The 17,534-nt window shown below is 66.5% G+C and carries 10 protein-coding genes; 1 reads left to right on the top strand and 9 read right to left on the bottom strand.

Translation table 11 applies throughout. The features are described from left to right. Positions 1–262: 262 nt before the first annotated feature. From NP075_RS17500 to NP075_RS17470, 7 genes are all read right to left on the bottom strand, one after another. On the bottom strand, positions 263–3,421 hold the full coding sequence (locus NP075_RS17500; RefSeq protein WP_227563374.1) for a type III restriction-modification system endonuclease: 3,159 nt from the start codon (positions 3,419–3,421) through the stop codon (positions 263–265). Beyond that, the gene (locus tag NP075_RS17495; protein ID WP_227563373.1) at positions 3,421–5,322 is read right to left on the bottom strand and encodes a site-specific DNA-methyltransferase; all 1,902 of its coding nucleotides are present in this window, start codon (positions 5,320–5,322) and stop codon (positions 3,421–3,423) included. The genes NP075_RS17500 and NP075_RS17495 overlap by 1 nt, the downstream gene beginning before the upstream one ends. After that, complete coding sequence (locus NP075_RS17490; protein WP_227563372.1) at positions 5,310–6,029, bottom strand: DUF4391 domain-containing protein; 720 nt, start codon at positions 6,027–6,029, stop codon at positions 5,310–5,312. Before NP075_RS17490 ends, NP075_RS17495 begins: the two co-directional genes overlap by 13 nt. Continuing rightward, entirely contained in the window at positions 6,022–9,288 is a 3,267-nt protein-coding gene (locus NP075_RS17485; RefSeq protein WP_227563371.1) for a helicase-related protein, read from the bottom strand. Before NP075_RS17485 ends, NP075_RS17490 begins: the two co-directional genes overlap by 8 nt. 552 nt (positions 9,289–9,840) lie before the next feature. Beyond that, the gene (locus tag NP075_RS17480; RefSeq protein ID WP_227563370.1) at positions 9,841–12,987 is read right to left on the bottom strand and encodes a helicase-related protein; all 3,147 of its coding nucleotides are present in this window, start codon (positions 12,985–12,987) and stop codon (positions 9,841–9,843) included. Next, positions 12,984–14,801: a phospholipase D family protein gene (locus NP075_RS17475; protein ID WP_227563369.1), complete on the bottom strand. Its 1,818-nt coding sequence runs from the start codon at positions 14,799–14,801 to the stop codon at positions 12,984–12,986. The genes NP075_RS17480 and NP075_RS17475 overlap by 4 nt, the downstream gene beginning before the upstream one ends. Then, complete coding sequence (locus NP075_RS17470) at positions 14,798–15,991, bottom strand: DUF6361 family protein (protein ID WP_227563368.1); 1,194 nt, start codon at positions 15,989–15,991, stop codon at positions 14,798–14,800. Before NP075_RS17470 ends, NP075_RS17475 begins: the two co-directional genes overlap by 4 nt. A gap of 96 nt (positions 15,992–16,087) precedes the next feature. Here NP075_RS17470 and NP075_RS17465 point away from each other — a divergent pair, with 96 nt between their 5' ends. Then, positions 16,088–16,300: a hypothetical protein gene (locus tag NP075_RS17465; protein WP_227563367.1), complete on the top strand. Its 213-nt coding sequence runs from the start codon at positions 16,088–16,090 to the stop codon at positions 16,298–16,300. An 18-nt stretch (positions 16,301–16,318) separates the two neighbouring features. On the opposite strand, the gene NP075_RS17460 is transcribed toward NP075_RS17465, so the two are convergent. Together NP075_RS17460 and NP075_RS17455 are read right to left on the bottom strand one after the other, a co-directional pair. Further along, positions 16,319–16,900, bottom strand: coding sequence for a PIN domain-containing protein (locus NP075_RS17460; RefSeq protein WP_227563366.1), 582 nt, complete (start codon positions 16,898–16,900; stop codon positions 16,319–16,321). Between the two features lie 71 nt (positions 16,901–16,971). Continuing rightward, a complete protein-coding gene (locus NP075_RS17455; RefSeq protein WP_227563365.1) occupies positions 16,972–17,406 on the bottom strand; it encodes a helix-turn-helix domain-containing protein in 435 nt (144 codons plus the stop codon). Positions 17,407–17,534: the final 128 nt, after the last annotated feature.

Raw genomic sequence — 17,534 nt, 5'->3', positions numbered from 1 at the left:
GTCCCGCACCGCATCGGACTGCTACTGCCGGCCTAAGCTTGGGCTCGACGGTGCCAACCGCGGACATGGGTAGAGCGCGGGACCGGTGTCGACGGGCGACGACCCCGGTCCCCATCGGGTCCCACCCGGCGTGACCGTGACCCGCTGCGAAGCGGCGGATGTTCAACTCATCGACGGTGAACACGCAGTGGTGCTCTGTACGCGACGGTTGCCCTCGCGTACAGAGCTCACTCAGGACCAACTGTCGAACGGCCGACCCTCCCTAGTTCCCCTTACCCACAATCTCCAGCAGCCTCTCGTACGAGTCGACCACGTCGTACGTCACGTCGTCGACATGATGCTCGCGGAGCGACGCAAAAAACTTTCGAGCACACTCGATCTTTCCGGCCTCAGCGCCCTTGAGCTGCAGCGTCGAGAGTGAACCTTTCGTCTCAGCAACGAAGTAGATGTGCTTCACCCTGCCCTCGTGGAAGGCGATGGCCCAGTCGGGATTGTAAGGGCCAAGCGGCGTCGGGATGAAGAATCCGCGGGGAAGCTTCGCGTAGACAGCTACCTCGTTCGAAGTGTCGAGCAAGTTAACAAAATCTCGCTCGACGCCGGAGTCCGTGACGACATACTCGTACACATGCTTGTCGAGCTTTCTGGACGCCCTGCTGAAGTCTTGCTTCGTTTGGTTCTGCGTAAAAATCGAGGACTCGAAACGATCATCGAGCGTGTCATAGGTGAGGTGCTCGATAATCACCGTAGCCTTTTGCTCGTTGATCAGTCGAGCTGTCTCGGTGATGAAGTGCTCCGGGTTCGCCCGGTATAAGCTGAACGTGGCCACCGAGATCCCCTGAAGGATCGCTGCGCACGTGCGCCGGGTGAGTTGGGTCTTCTCGGCGATCTCTCCGAGAAGATCGTACTTCACCCGGGAGTGCGCAGAAATCTCGGTGTGGGTGCTGCTGGCGCTGCGCCGGAAACCCTCCCCCGAATGCAGGTCGTCGGCGTCGAGCGTCGACGACTGGAGTCCTGACTCGACGACGTATTGCAGCGGAGCTACCCGGAGATTCTTGTTCAGGTGGTCGACGCACTTGCGGATGAGCTCATCCGAGTCGAACTCGACCCGGTAGACAGCTTTGTGGTTGATCCGCTTCCAGAGTTCCTGAAACTCCTTCCGTCGGAAGTTCGCGTCGTTGAGCGGGATCTTCTTGGGCTTGCGGCCGTCGGTGGGGTCAGGCAGGCCGCGGGCGACGACGTCGATCAGCGGAACGATGGACTGGATGAGGCTCGCCAGCTCGCCGCTCGCAGGGGCGAGGATGTCCGCCTCGCGTGCCTCACGGTACCTGTCAGTGATGGTGTCGTCGTTGGCGATGTAGTCGTTCTTGAGAAGGTACTTGTAGATTTCTCGAGCGAGAGACTTCTCGATGAGCGAGTCCGCGCCGTCCACCGTGACAATCTTGCCCAGGAAGTACTTTTCGTCCGCCTTGCGCGGCCGGTTGGAAGTGGCCTCGGAGATCTCCTTCTGGAGCCCGGCGACGAAGTCGGTGTAGGACTCGTCCGTTACGACCGTGAGCTCGTTGATCTCGTGGACGCGCTCCTCGCCGACGGCCTCCTTGTCTTGCCGATTGCCGTGCTGGTCGACGGCGAGGCGCAGGCCGCGCCCGATCTCCTGGCGGCGCGAGATGGTGTTATCCGACTTCTTGAGCATCCCCATCACGAAGACGTTCGGGTTGTCCCATCCCTCACGCAGTGCGGAGTGCGAGAAAAGGAACCGCACCGGTTCCGCGAAGGAGAGGAGACGTTCCTTCTCCTTCAGAATCAGATCGTAGGCCGACGTATCGGTCGAGTTTCCCTTCTCATCGCCGCTCTTGGCGACGGACGGGTCGACTTGGCGCCCCTTCTTGTCGATCGAGAAGTAGCCGGCGTGGGTCGTCGAGACGTCGATCGACTCCAGGTGCGCGCGGTACGCCGCATCCTCCCCGGTGAGGTCGAGCGCCTGCAGGAAGTCATCGACTGCGCGCGCGTACTCCTCCTCGAAGACGCGCTGGTACTCGCCCTTTGTATCCTCTCGGTCGTAATCCCGGTACTTTGCGACCTCGTCGATGAAGAACAGTGAGAGGACCTTGATGCCCTGGAGGAAGAGCTGCCGCTCCTTCTCCAGGTGCGCGTGGATGACCTCTCGGATCTGAATGCGCCGCTTCGTCTGCTCGGTGACGTCGCGATCTGCGAGTTGGCCCGCGACGACGACATCGCCGTTCGAGAGCTCGATGACGTCGCGGACGGCATCGATGTCGGTGACGAACAGGCCCTTGTACGCTTCGATGCCGTTCGAGCGGTCGTGGAGGTTCGTGCCCTGCTCGACCCAGATCACCTTGCGCGTGATGGCGGTCTTGCCTTGCACCTCAACCTCGACGCGGGCGCGCGGCTTGGCGGCCTTGCGCACCTCGATCGTGTCGACGTACAGGTACGCCGTCGAGCCGGCGAGGCCCTTGACCGTGATGCCGCGAACAGCAATGCGCTTCACGAGTTTGTCGTTGTACGCGTCTACGGCGTCGAGCCGGTGCACGAGGTTGTGCTGCACCTTGTGCGTCGCCGAGTACCGCAAGACGGCGAGGGCGTTGAACCGGGAGAGTGCCTCGAGCGACTTCGCGGCACCGATCTTCTGCGGTTCGTCGATGATGACGATCGGGCGGTTGGCCGCGATCACATCGATCGGGCGGCGCGACTGGAAGTCGTCGAGCGCCTCGTAGATGCGGCGTGCGTCCTTGCCGGTCGCGTTGAACGCTTGGATGTTGATGATCATCACCTGGACGCCCGGGCTCGACGAGAAGGCCTCGACCTCGTGCAGCCGCGACGAGTTGTAGACGAACGCGCGCGGCTTGGTGCCGTACTCCTGCTGGAAGTGGTCGGCCGTGACCGCGAACGACTTCAGGACGCCCTCGCGGATCGCGATCGACGGCACGACAACGATGAACTTGCTCCAGCCGTACCGCCGGTTCAGTTCCATCATTGTCTTGATGTAGACGTAGGTCTTCCCGGTTCCAGTCTCCATGTCGACGTCGAGATTCGGTGCACCCCTGGCCGCGCCCGAGTCGATGAGGCTGGTCGACCTTGTGAGCAGCGGGACGCCGCTCTGCACGGCCCGGATGTTTCCCAGGAGCACGTCCTTTGGCAAGGCAATTTCGGCGTTGCGGAAACCAGAGTCCGGAGCCTCCGGCTCAGCCAACTTGCTCTGCACACCCGAGAGCACCAGCTCGCCCTGACCACCGGACGCGATCGGAACATACGCCGTATCGACGCGCGTGCCTGAGGCTGGAGCGCGCCGACCCGGGTCGACCCGGTATTCCACACCTGACGACTTCGGCTGACCGGCGAAGCACTCAAGGACGGCGTCTACGGCGGCAGTCTGGTAGTCCTGGACCTTGAACTGGAGCCGCATCAGATCACCTTGAACTCGGTGTCGGGCGAAACTTCACGGAAGATCTGCTCGGCGTTGATGCGACTCGCGTCGTCGCTGAAGCTTGAGTCGAGAAAGACGACCCGCAGCGGCTTGCGCTCGGCTGCTGCTCGCACGACGGAGTCTTCGACCGCTGAGGCGAAGCAGGCGACGAGGGTTCCGGAGTCGACATCGAATGCCCGTGCGCTCCCGAGCATGATCGGCTCGATCGGCAGATCCATGGCGAGACCCCAAGTGAGGAGCACCTCGAACAGCAGGTCCTCACCGGATCGGTCGGCCTTGATCGAGTCGGCGGTCAGGTCGAGTGTCAACTGGTCGGTTCCATCGGCGGTGTGGAGCGTGTCGGCGATGTTGGTCGAGTCGACCCGCAGGACGCGGAAACCTGTGTCGACGGCACCGGACGTCGCAAGTTCGGCCGTGATCTCGGCAGCGACGTTCCGGATCCGCTCGGTGCCCATCTCGAAGATCGTGCCGAAGGTGGGCTCGGGCTTTGGCAGGGGCTCGTTGAATGTGACGCTGATGAACGAGCGGTTTCCACCGTCGGTCCTGTTCTGCTCCAGGACGGCGTGAGCAGTCGTGGCGCTGCCACCAAAGAAGTCCAGGACGATGTCGTGCGTGTCCGGGCGGGTGGCGAGCTGGAGAACCCGCTGGAGTAGTTGAACCGGCTTCACGGAGTTGAGGACATTCTCCGTGTGCTGGAACGGGACGTACTTTAGGAGAGTCTTCTTGGCGTCCTGCGTGTGCCCGACCTCGTCGTACGGCCACAAAGTCTGCGGTGTCCGCCCCGCGGCGACCTCACTCAGGAATTTCTTCACGGCGGGCGCGTTTGAACCGTCAGTCCCCCACCAGATGCGACGGTCGGCATCGAGGGCTCGAAAGCGTGCCTCATCGATCACCCAATAGCGGCCGGTCGGCGGCCCGGGGATGAGGCGCCCGGAGGGTGTCGTCACCGCATAGACGCCGGCATCATATCGATTACGAGCCGACATGTCCGCGGCCTTCCATGGGCCGCGGGGATCATTATCCGGGTTCTTGTACCGCGCCTCCATCTCTGCGGTGCGGGGGAGCCGGTTCAGCGAGAACGCCGCCTTGTTGCGCGCGAAGACGACGATGTAGTCGTGGTCCTCGGAGAACCACTGAGCGCTGTTCTTCGGCGCGTAAACCTTCTGCCAGATGATTTGAGCGACGAAGTTTGTCGCACCGAACACCTCGGAAGCGAGTGCCTTCAGGCTGTCGACTTCGTTGTCGTCGATCGACATGAAGATCGCGCCGTTCTCAGCGAGGAGATCGCGAGCGAGCTTCAGGCGCGGATACATCATGCTCAGCCAGTCGGAGTGGAACCTCCCGTTGGCCTCTGGGTTGGCGACGAGTCGTCCGCCCGCGGCCACTTGGCCCGATCGCTCGAGGTACTCGTTGGTCGACTCGGCGAAGTCATCATCGTAGATGAAGTCGTTTCCCGTGTTGTACGGCGGGTCGATGTAGATCAGTTTCACCTTGCCGAGGTAGCTCTCTTGAAGGAGCTTAAGCACATCCAGGTTGTCGCCTTCGATGAAGACGTTCTTTGTCGTGTCGAAATCAACGGACTCTTCGCGCGCCGGGCGCAGGGTCTTGGCAATGGGTGCGTTCGCTACGAACAGCGCCTCGCGCTTCCCTGGCCAGTCGAGCTGATAGCGCTCCTGTGGGCCATCGACAACGCGGTCCGAGAGCTCTTGGCGCAGCAGGTCGAAGTCGACCGCCTTGACGTAGCAATCGCGAGAGTGGGTGTGGGCCCCTGAGATGTCGGTACACGTCCGCGTCTCAGTGACGACCGTCGGGAAGAGCGCGGCGATGCTGTCGATGTTCGCCTGGGTGAGGTCAGGGGAGTGCATTCTCAGCTTCTCCACGGGGACTCCTCTGAAGTGGGGGTAGTGGTCAGGGCGGTGAGCGCGGCGGTGCGCTCGCGCAAGGTGCGGTTGATCTCGGCGCGCCGGTTGAACTGCCTCTCCGCGCGCACGCGGCGTCGGAGGGTGGCTATCTCACGCTCGAGGACACGGATCACGCCGGCGCGCTCCGCCAACTCGGCGAGGGACTCGCCAGGGCGCACCGCGTGGGGCATCAAAGGGGCGAGCAGGGCGGTATGGAGCCCTGCGAGGTCGAGCGCGGGTGGGAGCGGGGAGCGCTCCGCAGGCGACGGGAGCCACGGCGTTGACACGAACGTCGTACGGCGGTCCTTCGTCGGAGTCGCGGTCAGGCGTTGGGCGTCTCCGCCGGCCCCAACCGCCGGGTGGCGGCGGATCTCCAGGAGGAGGGGCGCCGGGATCGCGCGGTTGAGCACCGTCAGGAGGTCGTCGGACACGTCGTCGACATCAGGCTTGAGGGTGATCTCCAGAACGTCGATCTCCGGGATCGCGTCCGTCGCGGCGAGGCCGACCGTGGTCGGACTGAGCTTGAACGCCCAGATGATCTGAGCGATCTGGTCGACGAAGAGTTCACGGACGCGCGTGGAGACGGCAGCGCGCTCGTAGAACTTCGACTTCGGGATGGGGCGGCCGAAGGCTGCTCGGGGCGGCCACTGCCACAGGGCAGGGATGGATTCGACGGGCTCAACCATCGACAACTGCCAGGAAGGCGATGAGCTCGAAGTCGTCCAGTCCCCGGATCTCCGACGTGAGTGCCGTTGTGGGGCCGGCGGAGAACAGCGAGTCGACGTCCGACTCGGCAGCCTTGCCGATGATCGACTCGATGGCCGTGGTGAGGAGGTCGGAGTAATGGCCCATGCGGGCGCCGTCCTCCGTCGCCGCATTGAAAACGGACGTGACGGCGTCGACCGGCGTCGTGTGTGGACGGCTGCCCGCGCGTGCCAGGTCGAGGAGGCGCTTCACCTCGGTGTGGTCCGCCACCACCTCACCGTCGTCAGACAGGTAGACCAGGTAGTGCGGATGCAGGCGGTTGCCCCGGTTGATGCGCTCGTCCGCCGTCAGGTTGCGCAGCACGAAGATCACGCCCGGTCGTAGCCCTAGATCGAGGCGCGCCGGCACCACCGCGTGCAAGCCCTTCGGGACGCCGTCGAGCGGGCCGTGCTCGTTGACGTACGCGAGAAGGTCCATCCGGAACTCGTTGAGCCCGAGGTCAGTGATTGAGACGCCCGTGCGGACATCCTCGAGCTCGACGACCTCGTCCTGGAGGCGGCGCAGCTGCTCCCGACGAAAGACGGCGTCCGACGCCTCCTGGGTGAGCATGTTGTCGTCGGCCGTTGCAGATAGGTCGGCAATGACCATCCGGTTCTCGACCCGCTCCTTCAGGTTGATGTAGGAGTCGAGCGAAATGTCCGGCCAGAAGTTGACCATCTGGATCTGCGCGTTCGTCGACCCGATCCGGTCGATGCGGCCGAAGCGCTGGATGATCCGGACCGGGTTCCAGTGGATGTCGTAGTTGACGAGGAAGTCGCAATCCTGAAGGTTCTGGCCCTCCGAGATACAGTCCGTGCCGATGAGCACGTCGATCTCCCGGGTGTCGCCCTTCATCACCATGTCGCGGTGCTTGCTGCGCGGTGAGAAGAGGGTCAGGACCTCGGAGAAGTCCAGGCCCTCACGGCCCTTACGGCCAAGCGTGGTGCGAGGATCGCCGGAGCCAGAAACTGCGGCGAAGCTCAGGCGCAGGTCCGCGACGAGTGGGACGAGGTTCCGGTACAGGTAGTCGGCTGTGTCCGCGAAGGCGGTAAAGATGATCGCCTTGCGGTTGCCGGCGTTCAGCGGGCGGTCCTGCTTGGCGCGGAGGCGCTCCGCGAGCGTTTGGAGCTTCGTGTCGTGGTCCGGGGTGATCGGCGCGATCGCCGCGAGGATCAGGTCGAGCACTTGGACGTCGGCGTCGAGGTTCCGCCGCCACGACAGCGTGTCCATGTCCGCGAGGTCGATTTGCACCTTCCGGCCGACGGTCGATGATGTCGGGACGTCCACGTCGTCGTCCTCGCTCACGTCGGCGAAGCCCATACCCAAGTCGGTGACCGTGGTGCCGTGGAGATCAACGGTGCGGATCGCGTCGCCGATCGTCGTCCGCACCTTGCCGAGCGTCAGTCGGAATGCCTCGACCGAGGACTCCAGACGCTTGAGCAGGTTGACCGTCATCAGCCTTTGAATCCCGCGCTCGCGCGACGCCTGGCCGATGTTCGCCATCGAGCCGCCGGCCCGGTTGATACCGGTGTCGCCGCCGTAGCGCTCTTCGTACTTGGCGCGCGCGCTCGCGTGGACGTACTCCATGGGCGTGTAGACCGCGAGGTTCAACGACGCGAGCAGGTCGTACAGCTCCTCGTACGTCGGGGCATCCGGCAGGTCCGTGAGCGCCGGCCGCAACGACTCCGGCTGGAGACGCTGCGGGAACGCCCCGATATCACTCGTGTCGTAGAACGTCTGAATGTGCTTGCGCGAGCGGGCGATCGTCACCGCGTCGAGGATCTCGAAGAAGTCGAAGTCCAGACGGCGCAGGATCTCCGTCGTCGTGCGCTGCTCCGGCGGCAGCTCCGACCACTCGTTGAACGCCTTCTGCGCCTGCCGGAAGATCGCGTCGATCGTACCGGTGATCGGAAGCTTGCTCGCGAGCTGCTCCGACTCGCCCTCGTATGCGAGCTGGAGCTGGCTCTTCAGGTCGTTGAACCGGTTGTTCACCGGCGTCGCCGAGAGCATGAGGACCTTGGTCTTGACGCCCTCGCGGATGACCTTGCGCATGAGGCGCTGGTAACGCGTCTCACGGTCGAGCTGTTCCGCAGCGTTGCGGAAGTTGTGCGACTCGTCGATGACGACCAGGTCGTAGTTGCCCCAGTTGACCCGGGACAGGTCCATACCCAGGCTCTCGCCCCGGTCGCGGCTCAGATCCGTATGCGCGAGGACATCGTAATTCAGGCGGTCCGCGGCGAACAGGTTCGTCGTGTAGTTGCGGGTGTACGTCGTCCAGTTGTCCGCAAGCTTCTTTGGTGCCAGCACCAGGACGGATTTGTTACGCAATTCGTAGTACTTGATGACGGCTAGTGCTGTGAATGTCTTCCCGAGGCCGACGCTGTCGGCGAGGATGCACCCGCTGTACGCCTCGAGCTTGTTAATGATGCCGACAGCAGCATCGTGTTGGAAGTTGTATAGCGACTGCCACACCTGGCTGTCACGATGGCCGACGTCGTCGTTCGGCATCGCGTCCTCGGACATGTCCTCGAGAAACTCAGCAAACACGTTGAAGAGGATCAGGAAGTAGATGCGCGCCGGCGAGTTCTCGGCGAAGGCTTGACGGATATGGTCGTATACGGCCGAAGTGACGTCGTCGACCTGAGCGGGATCGTTCCAGATCGCGTCGAATGTCGCAGCGTACTGGGCTGCTTGTGGCGCCCCGACTTTCATCGTGAGGCTAGAGACGGCGTCGCTTTGCTCGAAGCCTAGGTCGGCCGCGGTAAAACCTTGGAGCGGTGCGTACGCGGGGCTGTCGTCAACCACCGCGAACTGCTGCATCGGGCGGCCGGTGCGATTGGACCGGAACCGGGCCTTCCGGCGGAGCCACTCGGCACATTCACGGGCGATGGCGCGTTGGGTTAGTCGGTTTCGAAGGCGAACCTCGAACTCAGATCCATGCAGAGATGCCTCGCCGAGACCTCGCGGGGGAATGAAGAACTGGCGGCGCTCATGCGCGGTAGAGCCCTCGACTGCCACGTCGGTGAACACCGGAGACGAGAACACAAACTGGAACTCGTCGAGTTTCTCCAGCTCGTCACGGAGAGCCTCGAATGCGAATATCGAAAAGGTTGCGGCGGCGACGCGCAGTCGAGAGCCGGGACGCAATGTGTCCCTCAGGTTGTCTCCGAGCAATTCGTTGACGTTATCGATGATCTGCATGCCGGTTAACCATGTCCCAGGCCGGCCGACAGGCCGCGCTTCGGGAACCACGAATCGATAGGCGTCGCCCCGGCGGGCGGTGCTTGGGGCGCACTCCCACCCGGCGCTCTGACCTCCATCGGCAGGGGGAGCAGTTGATGCTTCGGGTGTAGGTGCGAGGCAGAGTCATTTGAGCACCAAGGCGCGTGCATCTGTACCTCGATCCGTCACCATGCGCATGAGCGTCGCCCACTGTAGCGAGTGTGTCTGACCGGTCGCCGCATGCCGATCGCGTTCGGCGCAGTTTGTCCGGGTGAATCCGCCTCGCGGGCCGGTGAACGCCGCACTGGGGCCGATGCAGGGGGACGAACCACATCGGTCCATCCGTTTCCGGAGGGGAGCCGAGGCCGCTTCGGGGGCTTGGAGCTTGGTCCCGTACTCGACGCCGAGGCGCCCGGGGGCCCGCTGAGCCCGCCTGGACCCGTCCGGGCGCATGGCCGTTCGTAGGCGCCCGCGTCGCCGCGTCGTGTGCCCCGGAATGGTCATGTGCTTGGCCGCATCATCAAACCTCAGTCATGCCGTGTTCTCGTGCTCTGTGCGCGGCGGTGTCAGATCCACCCGCAACCACTCCACGTCCTCCCCGACGTACCGCACCAGGTCGTCCTGCCGCGGCTGCCCGATGATCATCCGATACGCCCCGACGGTCCGCAGCAACCGCCTCCGCTGCTGCTCCTCACGACTCAGCGGCAGCGCGGGCACGTACCTCTCGATGACGGCCCCCCCGGGTCGCGTGCACACCCAGAACGGCTCGATGTCGCACGCGTCGTCACCGCGACCGGCAAGCGCGGCCTCGAAGACACCCACCCACGGGTCGTCCTCCACCCCGAGCGCAGCATCACCGTGGAGCGCGGCAGCGTTCTTCCGCACCGCGTGCCCCTTGTACCGATGGACGCGCCCCTCGCGCTGCTCGAGGTCCACCGGGTTGCCGGGCAGGTTCCAGTGAACGACTGCGTGGCTGTAGGTGTGGAAGTCGAGTCCTTCCTGCCCCACCGACGTCGACGCCAGCACGAACGGCCGGAACGGCGAGTTGAACGCCGCGCGGACGGTCGACTCACGCATCGCCGTCTTGTCGTCGGTCTGCGCGCGACCGAAGCGGGCGGCGAAGTGGGCGCTCATGCGGTGGTCGGTGACGCGGATTTGGCCGTCGGCGACCTGGATGTCGTCGACGGCGTTGGGCGCGGCGCGTGTGGAGAGCGCGTCGACGACGGTCTCGGCCACGACGCGTACGCGCTCGAGAGGCGCCGTGTCCTGCTGGCCCTCCGACTCGACGAGCATGTGGACGTACTCGTCGAGCACGGCCTGCAGGCACCCGTCGGCCGCGTGGTCGAGGACCGTGCGCCAGTACGTGTCGTCCTCCGTCGACCGCAGGAGGGCGATGATCTCCGGCTTGTTGAACAGCGACCGCAGGCCCTGCGCGACATGGAACGCGTGGTCTCGCACCAGCGGGTCGGCCAGCGCGGTCGCGCCACCAGCCACGCGGGACAGCGCCCGCAGGCTCGTCACGCCGGGCCCTGCGATCGCGAGCGACGTGAGGACCTCGACGAGGTCGTCGGGCCGCCGGCCCAGTGCCTGTGACCGGACGTCCTGCGCGAGCCGCACGTGCGTGGCCAGCCGTGACTCATGGTCGTCGTCGTCCGTGCCCCATCCGCTCATCGCCGGACGCAGCGGGGCGTGCTCGTCGCCGCACACCACCTCGTCCAGCAGGAACGGGGCGGCCCAGTACCAGGCCTGGTCGACGCGTTCGCTCGCCACTTCGGCGTCCGGCAGTCGAGCCAGCAGCGCACTCACGCGCCCACCGACCACCTCACGCAACCGCTCCGCCGTCAGTGGCAGCACTCCCTCGGACCGGGCGACCTCCAGCGGGTCTCCGGCACGCGCGAGTGCCAGCGCGGGGTACAGCAGTGCGAGCGCCGGCATCCCCGCCGGTCGCTCACCGGTCACGCGGAACTGCAGCGGGGGCGTGACGGGGCGGTCGTCGTACGTGCGGTCGTCACCGGACGCCTCGACCGTGCGCCGCTCCGCCTCGTAGCTGGTCAGCACCGCGATCGCCTTCGGCACGACCGACCACGCGGAGAAGACGAGGCGCTTCGTGAAGGTCTGCAACGCCGGCTCGGCGTATGCACCGGAAAGCTCGTAGTAGCGGAGTGCGGGCGGCAGCCAGGCTAGGCGCCAGGCGCCGCGGTCCAAGACGTCCGCGAAAAGGCCGCGCAGTTTTGCGTTGCCCGGGTCGACTCGGCGGTACGCACGCACGTCGTCCCACGCCAACAGGCCTGGTGCACCGTCGAGCGCCGCGACCAGGGACGGGTCCTGGCGCTCCGCCGCGGCCTGGAACTTGGTCCGGACCTGGTAGCTGCCGCGCTCCATGAGGTTCAGCGGGTACGGCGACGAGCGCCAGTACTCGAACACGTCACGTCGGTCCGCGGCCCGCGCGACGCCGTCGAACGTCCGCCAGCCCCGCAGGTCGTCAGCCGTGAGCTCGACGCGCGGCAGCTGCTTCTCGACGAGCATGCCGTCCCGGTCGGGCGTGGACGCGAGCCGCTCGGTCCGGCACATGACGCGCCGCAGCTCGTTTTGAACGCGGTCGCGCGCCTCCCGCGCACGCGCGCTGTCACCACCGGACACGAGCGCCTCGCGCATCATGCGCAGTTCACGCTCGACGACCCGCGCGCGCTCCTCACCGGCGAGGAACGTGGTGGTCCGCACGAAGTCGCGGTAGTGGTCGTCGCCCTCGGGCTCGTCGGGCAGCGTGTACATCTTGTACGGCGTCGCCGACAGCAGCAGGACCTTCGCGTCCTGGTGGTCGAAGATCGCGTTCGCCAGTTGCGCGCCCTCGTCATCCGCGCCGTCGAGGAGGTCCTTGAACCGCTGGAACTCGTCGAGGATCACCAGGTCCGGCTCGAGGTGGTCCACCGCGGCACGCGCGACCAGTCGGCGCAGTGTGCCGATCAGGCGGTAGCGGCGGTTGTGCAGAGCGTCGTTCGGTTTGCCGCGCAGGTAGTTGAAGCCCTGGACGCACTCCTCGATCTCGGTCCGCAGTGGGCCGCCCTCAGGGCCGGTGGCTGTGGCAACCGTCTCGCCGAACGCGTGGCAGAACTCCGCGTCGAGTGTCGAACGGTCGAACCAGTCGAGCTCCGACTCGAAGTTCTCGAGCTGCATGCCACCTTGGAAGAACCGCTTCCACCGTCGCGGTCGCAGCGCGTCGGTTCCCCACGCCTCCGCGAGCATCCAGTACAGGAGCACGCGCTCCTCGGCCTTGCCGCCCGAGTACCCGACCTTGAAGGACGTCCCGGGTGTGAAAGACACGAAGTTGACGTCCTGCCCGCGCAGGTCGCGGATCACCTTCGGCAGGAGCGTCAGCCGGTCCGCGTGGCGCATCTCGGCAGCGTTGACGACGTTGAGGCGGCTGAGGTTCTGCCGCGCGATCTGCGCGTTCGAGCAGATGTACACGATGTCGACACGCTTGCCCGCAGTGCGGACGTGCTCGACCGTCCGTGCGATGACGCCTCGCGCGACCATCGTCTTGCCGAGCCCGACCTCGTCCGCGACGAGGAACCGCTTGACCCGGTCGTCGTCCAGCCACAGCCGCCTGAACACGTGATCGACCGTGTCCCGCTGGAAGTCCTTGAGGCTCGCGAGGATCTGCTCGGTCTCGGGTGTCATCGTCGGGCCTCCCGGTGGACCTGCCAGACCGCGTCCCACAGGGTGTCGAAGTCGTCGGGCACCAGCTCGTGCCCGTTGGGCATCGCCCGCAGGTCCTCGACGAGGCTCGCGACACGAGCCAGCGCGTCGTCGTCGCGGCCGATCGCACGGATGAGCGGTTCGAGCAGCGCGACGTCCTGACGCGTGCCCCGCGACTCAGGGTGGAACCCTTCCTCGCCGCTGCCGGCGATCTCGGCGAGCAGCGCGTCGTAGGACGGGTCGCCGAGCAGGAACAGCAGGTACCGCAGGACGTCCTGCTTGCTGCGCAGGACGTCGAAGATCGCGTCGTGCCGACGAGAGTCGACGTCGCCCCTGAGGTCGCCCATCAGCACGCAGCGACGCGTGACGCGGGCGTCGCCGTCGCCCGCGGTCGTCTCGACCACAAGGAAGGGCGTGACGTTCAGGTGCGCGAGCGTCCACGTCGTCGTCGGTGCCAGCGGTTGGGCGTGCCCGTCGGGCAGCGAGACGGGCCAGATGCGGGTCATGCCGGGAACGAACGGCGGGATCTCCACCGAGACGGACAGCTGCGCGCGATCGTCGTCGAGGCGGGCCACGTGGGTGACGGGGAGGTTCGACGCGAGGAACCGGTGGAACCGTTCGAGCGTGTACGACGTCTCGATCGCCGGGTCGTCGACGCCCGCAGTCGTCGCCGGGTGGTAGTCCTGGAGCAGAGCGGACAGCCCCGGCACACCGGGGGAGCCGTCGAGCACGCTCGCGACACCGCACGCCGCGGTCGGGCCGGTGAGCTTCGCCCCGAACTCGACGCTGCGTCCCCACGGCGCGCCCGTCAGGTTGGCGCTACCCGTCACGGTCATGGAGGTGCCGTCGGGAAGGTCGACGACGAACGTCTTCGCGTGCAGGCCGGCGGTCCCGCTCTCGAACTCCGACCGGGCCGGCTGGCTCTCCGCGACGTCGCCGTCCGGTTCCACCTCCACGAGGCGCTGCAGGACGTCGACCTTCCACCCCGTCAGTGCGTCGGAGCCCAGGAGGTCGAGCGACTCGGCTCGGGAGACGAGCGTGCGCTCGTCCGCCACGTGTCCCAGCGCCCGTACCGCTTGTCGCGTCAGGAAGGGGCTGATCGCCAGCACGCGGTACGCCCTCTCCGGGAACGGCCAGACGTCCGCGCCGTCGAGGCCGATGGGCAGCAGCGCACCGCCGGTGAACGGGGTCGGCGCAGCCAGTCGCACGGTGGCGAGGGTCGAGGCGAGGTCGTCCACCTGCCGGGTGCGGTCTGCCGGGAGGCCGCGCAACGCCCGGGCAGGGAGGCCGCGGACGAAGTCGGCGGCGGGTGCCGCGTCGATCGCTCCGTCGGACGCCTCGTTGAGCACCAGGGCCGTGTCCCAGGAGCGGTCGAACGTCATGTTGCGCGACAGGATCACCACGCGGTGCGACACGGCGCCGCCCGGACCGGCGAAGCGCAACGCCCAGAGCTTGGGATGGAAGATCGCGTCCTCCGCGGGCGCGGTCACCTCGACGACGCTGTCCTCGACGAACGTCAGGATGCTCCGGTAGCGCGACGGCACGTGGATGCCACCGGCCTGGCAGAACACCGTCGTGTGCTCGGTGTGGCGGCGGACCGCCTCCAGCAGGCGGATCGGGTCGACGCGTGACACGTCACCCTCGACCTGCTCCGACACAGCGAACGACAGCGGTGCCAGCAGCAGCGCCGTGAGGTCCAAGGAGTACGTGGTGCCGACGACGACGTCGACGCGGTGACCCGCCGGGGGGCGCAGCGCGTCCGTCAGCAGGACGCGGGACTCGGGGACGAGCGTCATGCGGCACCTCTCGCGGCGTAGAGGTCGCCGAGGTGCCCGCGCGCGACGGACCAGTTGAAGTCGAGACGGCCCAGGCCGCTCGCGCCGCTCCAGCTATCCAGCGCCGACTGGTTGACGAGGCGGGCCCGGCCGCCCTTGATCTGGCGCTCCCGGGTCGTCACGAGCCCCGCGGCCTTCGCGCTGGTCGCGACTTCTGGGTCCGAGGCGACGAGATCGATCCACTGGTCGACGAACGTCCGCGTCAAGGGCCGGATCCGGGCGTTGCTTCTCGTCACGGTCGTCCACCACGCGGCACGGTCCCAGCCGTCGAGCGCGTTCGACGACTGCAGCTCACTACGCCATTCCGCGAGGTCGGCCTCGAACTCTGCGACTGGCTCATCCATGTGCCGCTGCCGCGCGAGGAGCAGGTTGTAGACCAGGACCGCGCCGTGGATCACTGTGTGGAACCGGCGAGCATGGTCCACCGTCTCGGCGAGCTGTGCCGGTGCTTCGCCGAGCGTGGTCAGCTCCCACGCGTAGTCAGGGAGGCGGGCCGGCTGGTGGTGGACGAGCCATGCCAACAACGAGCCTGCGGTGGCGCGCGCGATGGTGTCCGAGAGGTATTCCTCCTCCTCGGCCGTGAGATCGAACGTCGCGCGCGTCAGCAGGCCCTCCGGCGGCGGCGGGAGGTGAGGGTCGAGACCGCTGCTGGGTGGCGTCTCACGCGTCTCGGGGTCGTCGCTCACCGCCGTTCGGGCGGCCAGCCGAGCGAGGTCATGACGACGCCGGAGGTATCCCTCGATGGTGACGTCCCGCTGGCGGATGCCCCACGCGCCGAGCGCCGACCAGTACACGCTGCTGGGCATGCGCTTGAGCGTCTGCCGGGCACGGTTGCCGATCACACCTGGCTTCTCCCCGCCCGCCAGGAGGCTGCCGATGAGGCGGATCTCCAGCTGCCGTAGCGCAGCACCGGTGTCCGGCGATGACGACCGCGCTCCGGCCTCCTGCAACAGCCAGGGCACGAACAGCGCGTAACGCAGCCGCGTGTGCAGCACCGAGGTGCCAGGGAACAGCGCGTGCGAGAGTGCGTCGCGGATCGCCCCGGTGCCGAGCTCGTCGACCGTCCCGTCGTCCGAGAAGAGGTCGACCACCTCGAGCATCTGACGACGTTGCTCTGTGTCGGCGTCCAGCCAGCCGAAGGACGAGGGCATGGGGTGAATCGTGGCGTGACGGGGACGATCTGTGGGGTGAGAAAGGGGTGAAGTCCTCTCGCGGATGGCAGCGTCCCGTCGGTCGTGCGACAGGCCGTGGGCCTCGACGTCGACACCCTCTACGGCCAGCTGCTACGGCGCGCCGATGTGGGGGCGGACGGCGTTGTCTATGGCGTCGTCGTTCCTGTCGAGGCGCGTGCTGCGGCGCTACGAGTCCCGGAGGCGACGCGGCGAGCCCTGCGCGTCACCGTGTACGTCGTGGACGACCTTGGCCATGTCGAGGTGGTCGAACCCGGCCTCGTCGACTGAGGGGGCGGGCTTCCTCCGTCACATCTGCCGGTGCAGGTGCGCCAGCACCCGATCGGCGAACTGTGGGCAGTCCGCCGAACGCAGCGATGCCGTCAGGTCGGCTTCGCCGCGGCGCCTGACCCAGTAGGCGCACATCTGACTGACGACAGTCGCGACGAGCTCGGGCGATGAGTCGTCGACGAGGACGAGGAAGTCGTCCGGGTGCATGACCTCGTAGGGCGAGGTGTTCTCGTCCCATGTGAAGTCGGCGCCGTTGCACGTGATGAGCACGTCCGCGCGGCACGCCATCGCGGCAGCGTGGACGTGCGCGTCGCCGGCGTCGCGCCCGCGGTACGTCGCATCGACGTCGAACCGCTCGACTCGACCCGCTTCGAACGTGCCCGCGAGCTGGTCGCGGATGCCCGTGATGCGATCGCCCGGCCAGCTCGGGTTCTTCTTGCGCAGGTGGTAGATCAGCTCCGCCAGCACGTCCTCGGTCCAGTGGGCGACGAACGGAGGAGACTCGGGAACCGTGTAGAGCATGCCGAGCCAGTCGCGCAGCGTCCGTGAGAACCACACGTTGGCGTCGACGAAGGCGCTGTACGGTCCGGTCCCCTGCATGCCCGGACACTAGCGATCGACGCCCACGACGAGCGCGAGGTGCGGCCCGTGTCGGGCGGCACCTCGCGCCGTCAATCCTCGTCGTCTTCGAGCTCGAGCAGCGCAGCAAACGCGGCACGCTCGCGTTCGCGCCGCGCACGCTTCGCCGTCAGCACGTCCTCGGTCCGGAGGCGGGTGTGGGTCCCGACCTTGTGCGCGGGGATCGTTCCGTCCTTGACCATCTTCATGAGCGTGGGTCGGGAGATTCCGAGCATCGCGGCCGCGGTGGACGTCGTCACTTCTTGCGGCGTGGTCGTGACCGTCACTGTGGAACCGGATGCGACCGCGCGCAGCACCTCCTGGAGGAGGACGCCGAGGTCGCGTGGAAGCGGCTCGGCTGCTGCGTCGGTCCGTGCGACCGAGAGGAAGCCCTCCGGGCCCTCGAGGGACTCCAGGACGTTCTCGGCGAGCTTGGAGTCGTGGTCGTCGATGAGCAGGTCGCGTCGTGCGGCAACAGGCGTCGCCATGATGTCTCCCTCGGCAGTGGGGCTCTGCGGCGTGCCAACTCCGCCGGCTCCCCGTCACGCAGCGTGACAGTCGTAACTGTAAGCCGCTTTCAGATGTAACCGCAACGTCTAGACGTGTGATGTGGAGA

Origin of the sequence: Cellulomonas wangsupingiae (assembly GCF_024508275.1) — a bacterium.
In the GTDB taxonomy this organism is placed as follows: Bacteria; Actinomycetota; Actinomycetes; order Actinomycetales; family Cellulomonadaceae; genus Cellulomonas; species Cellulomonas wangsupingiae.
The sequence above is the reverse complement of the archived record's forward strand: the minus strand, read 5'-3'. Positions and strand labels throughout refer to the sequence as shown.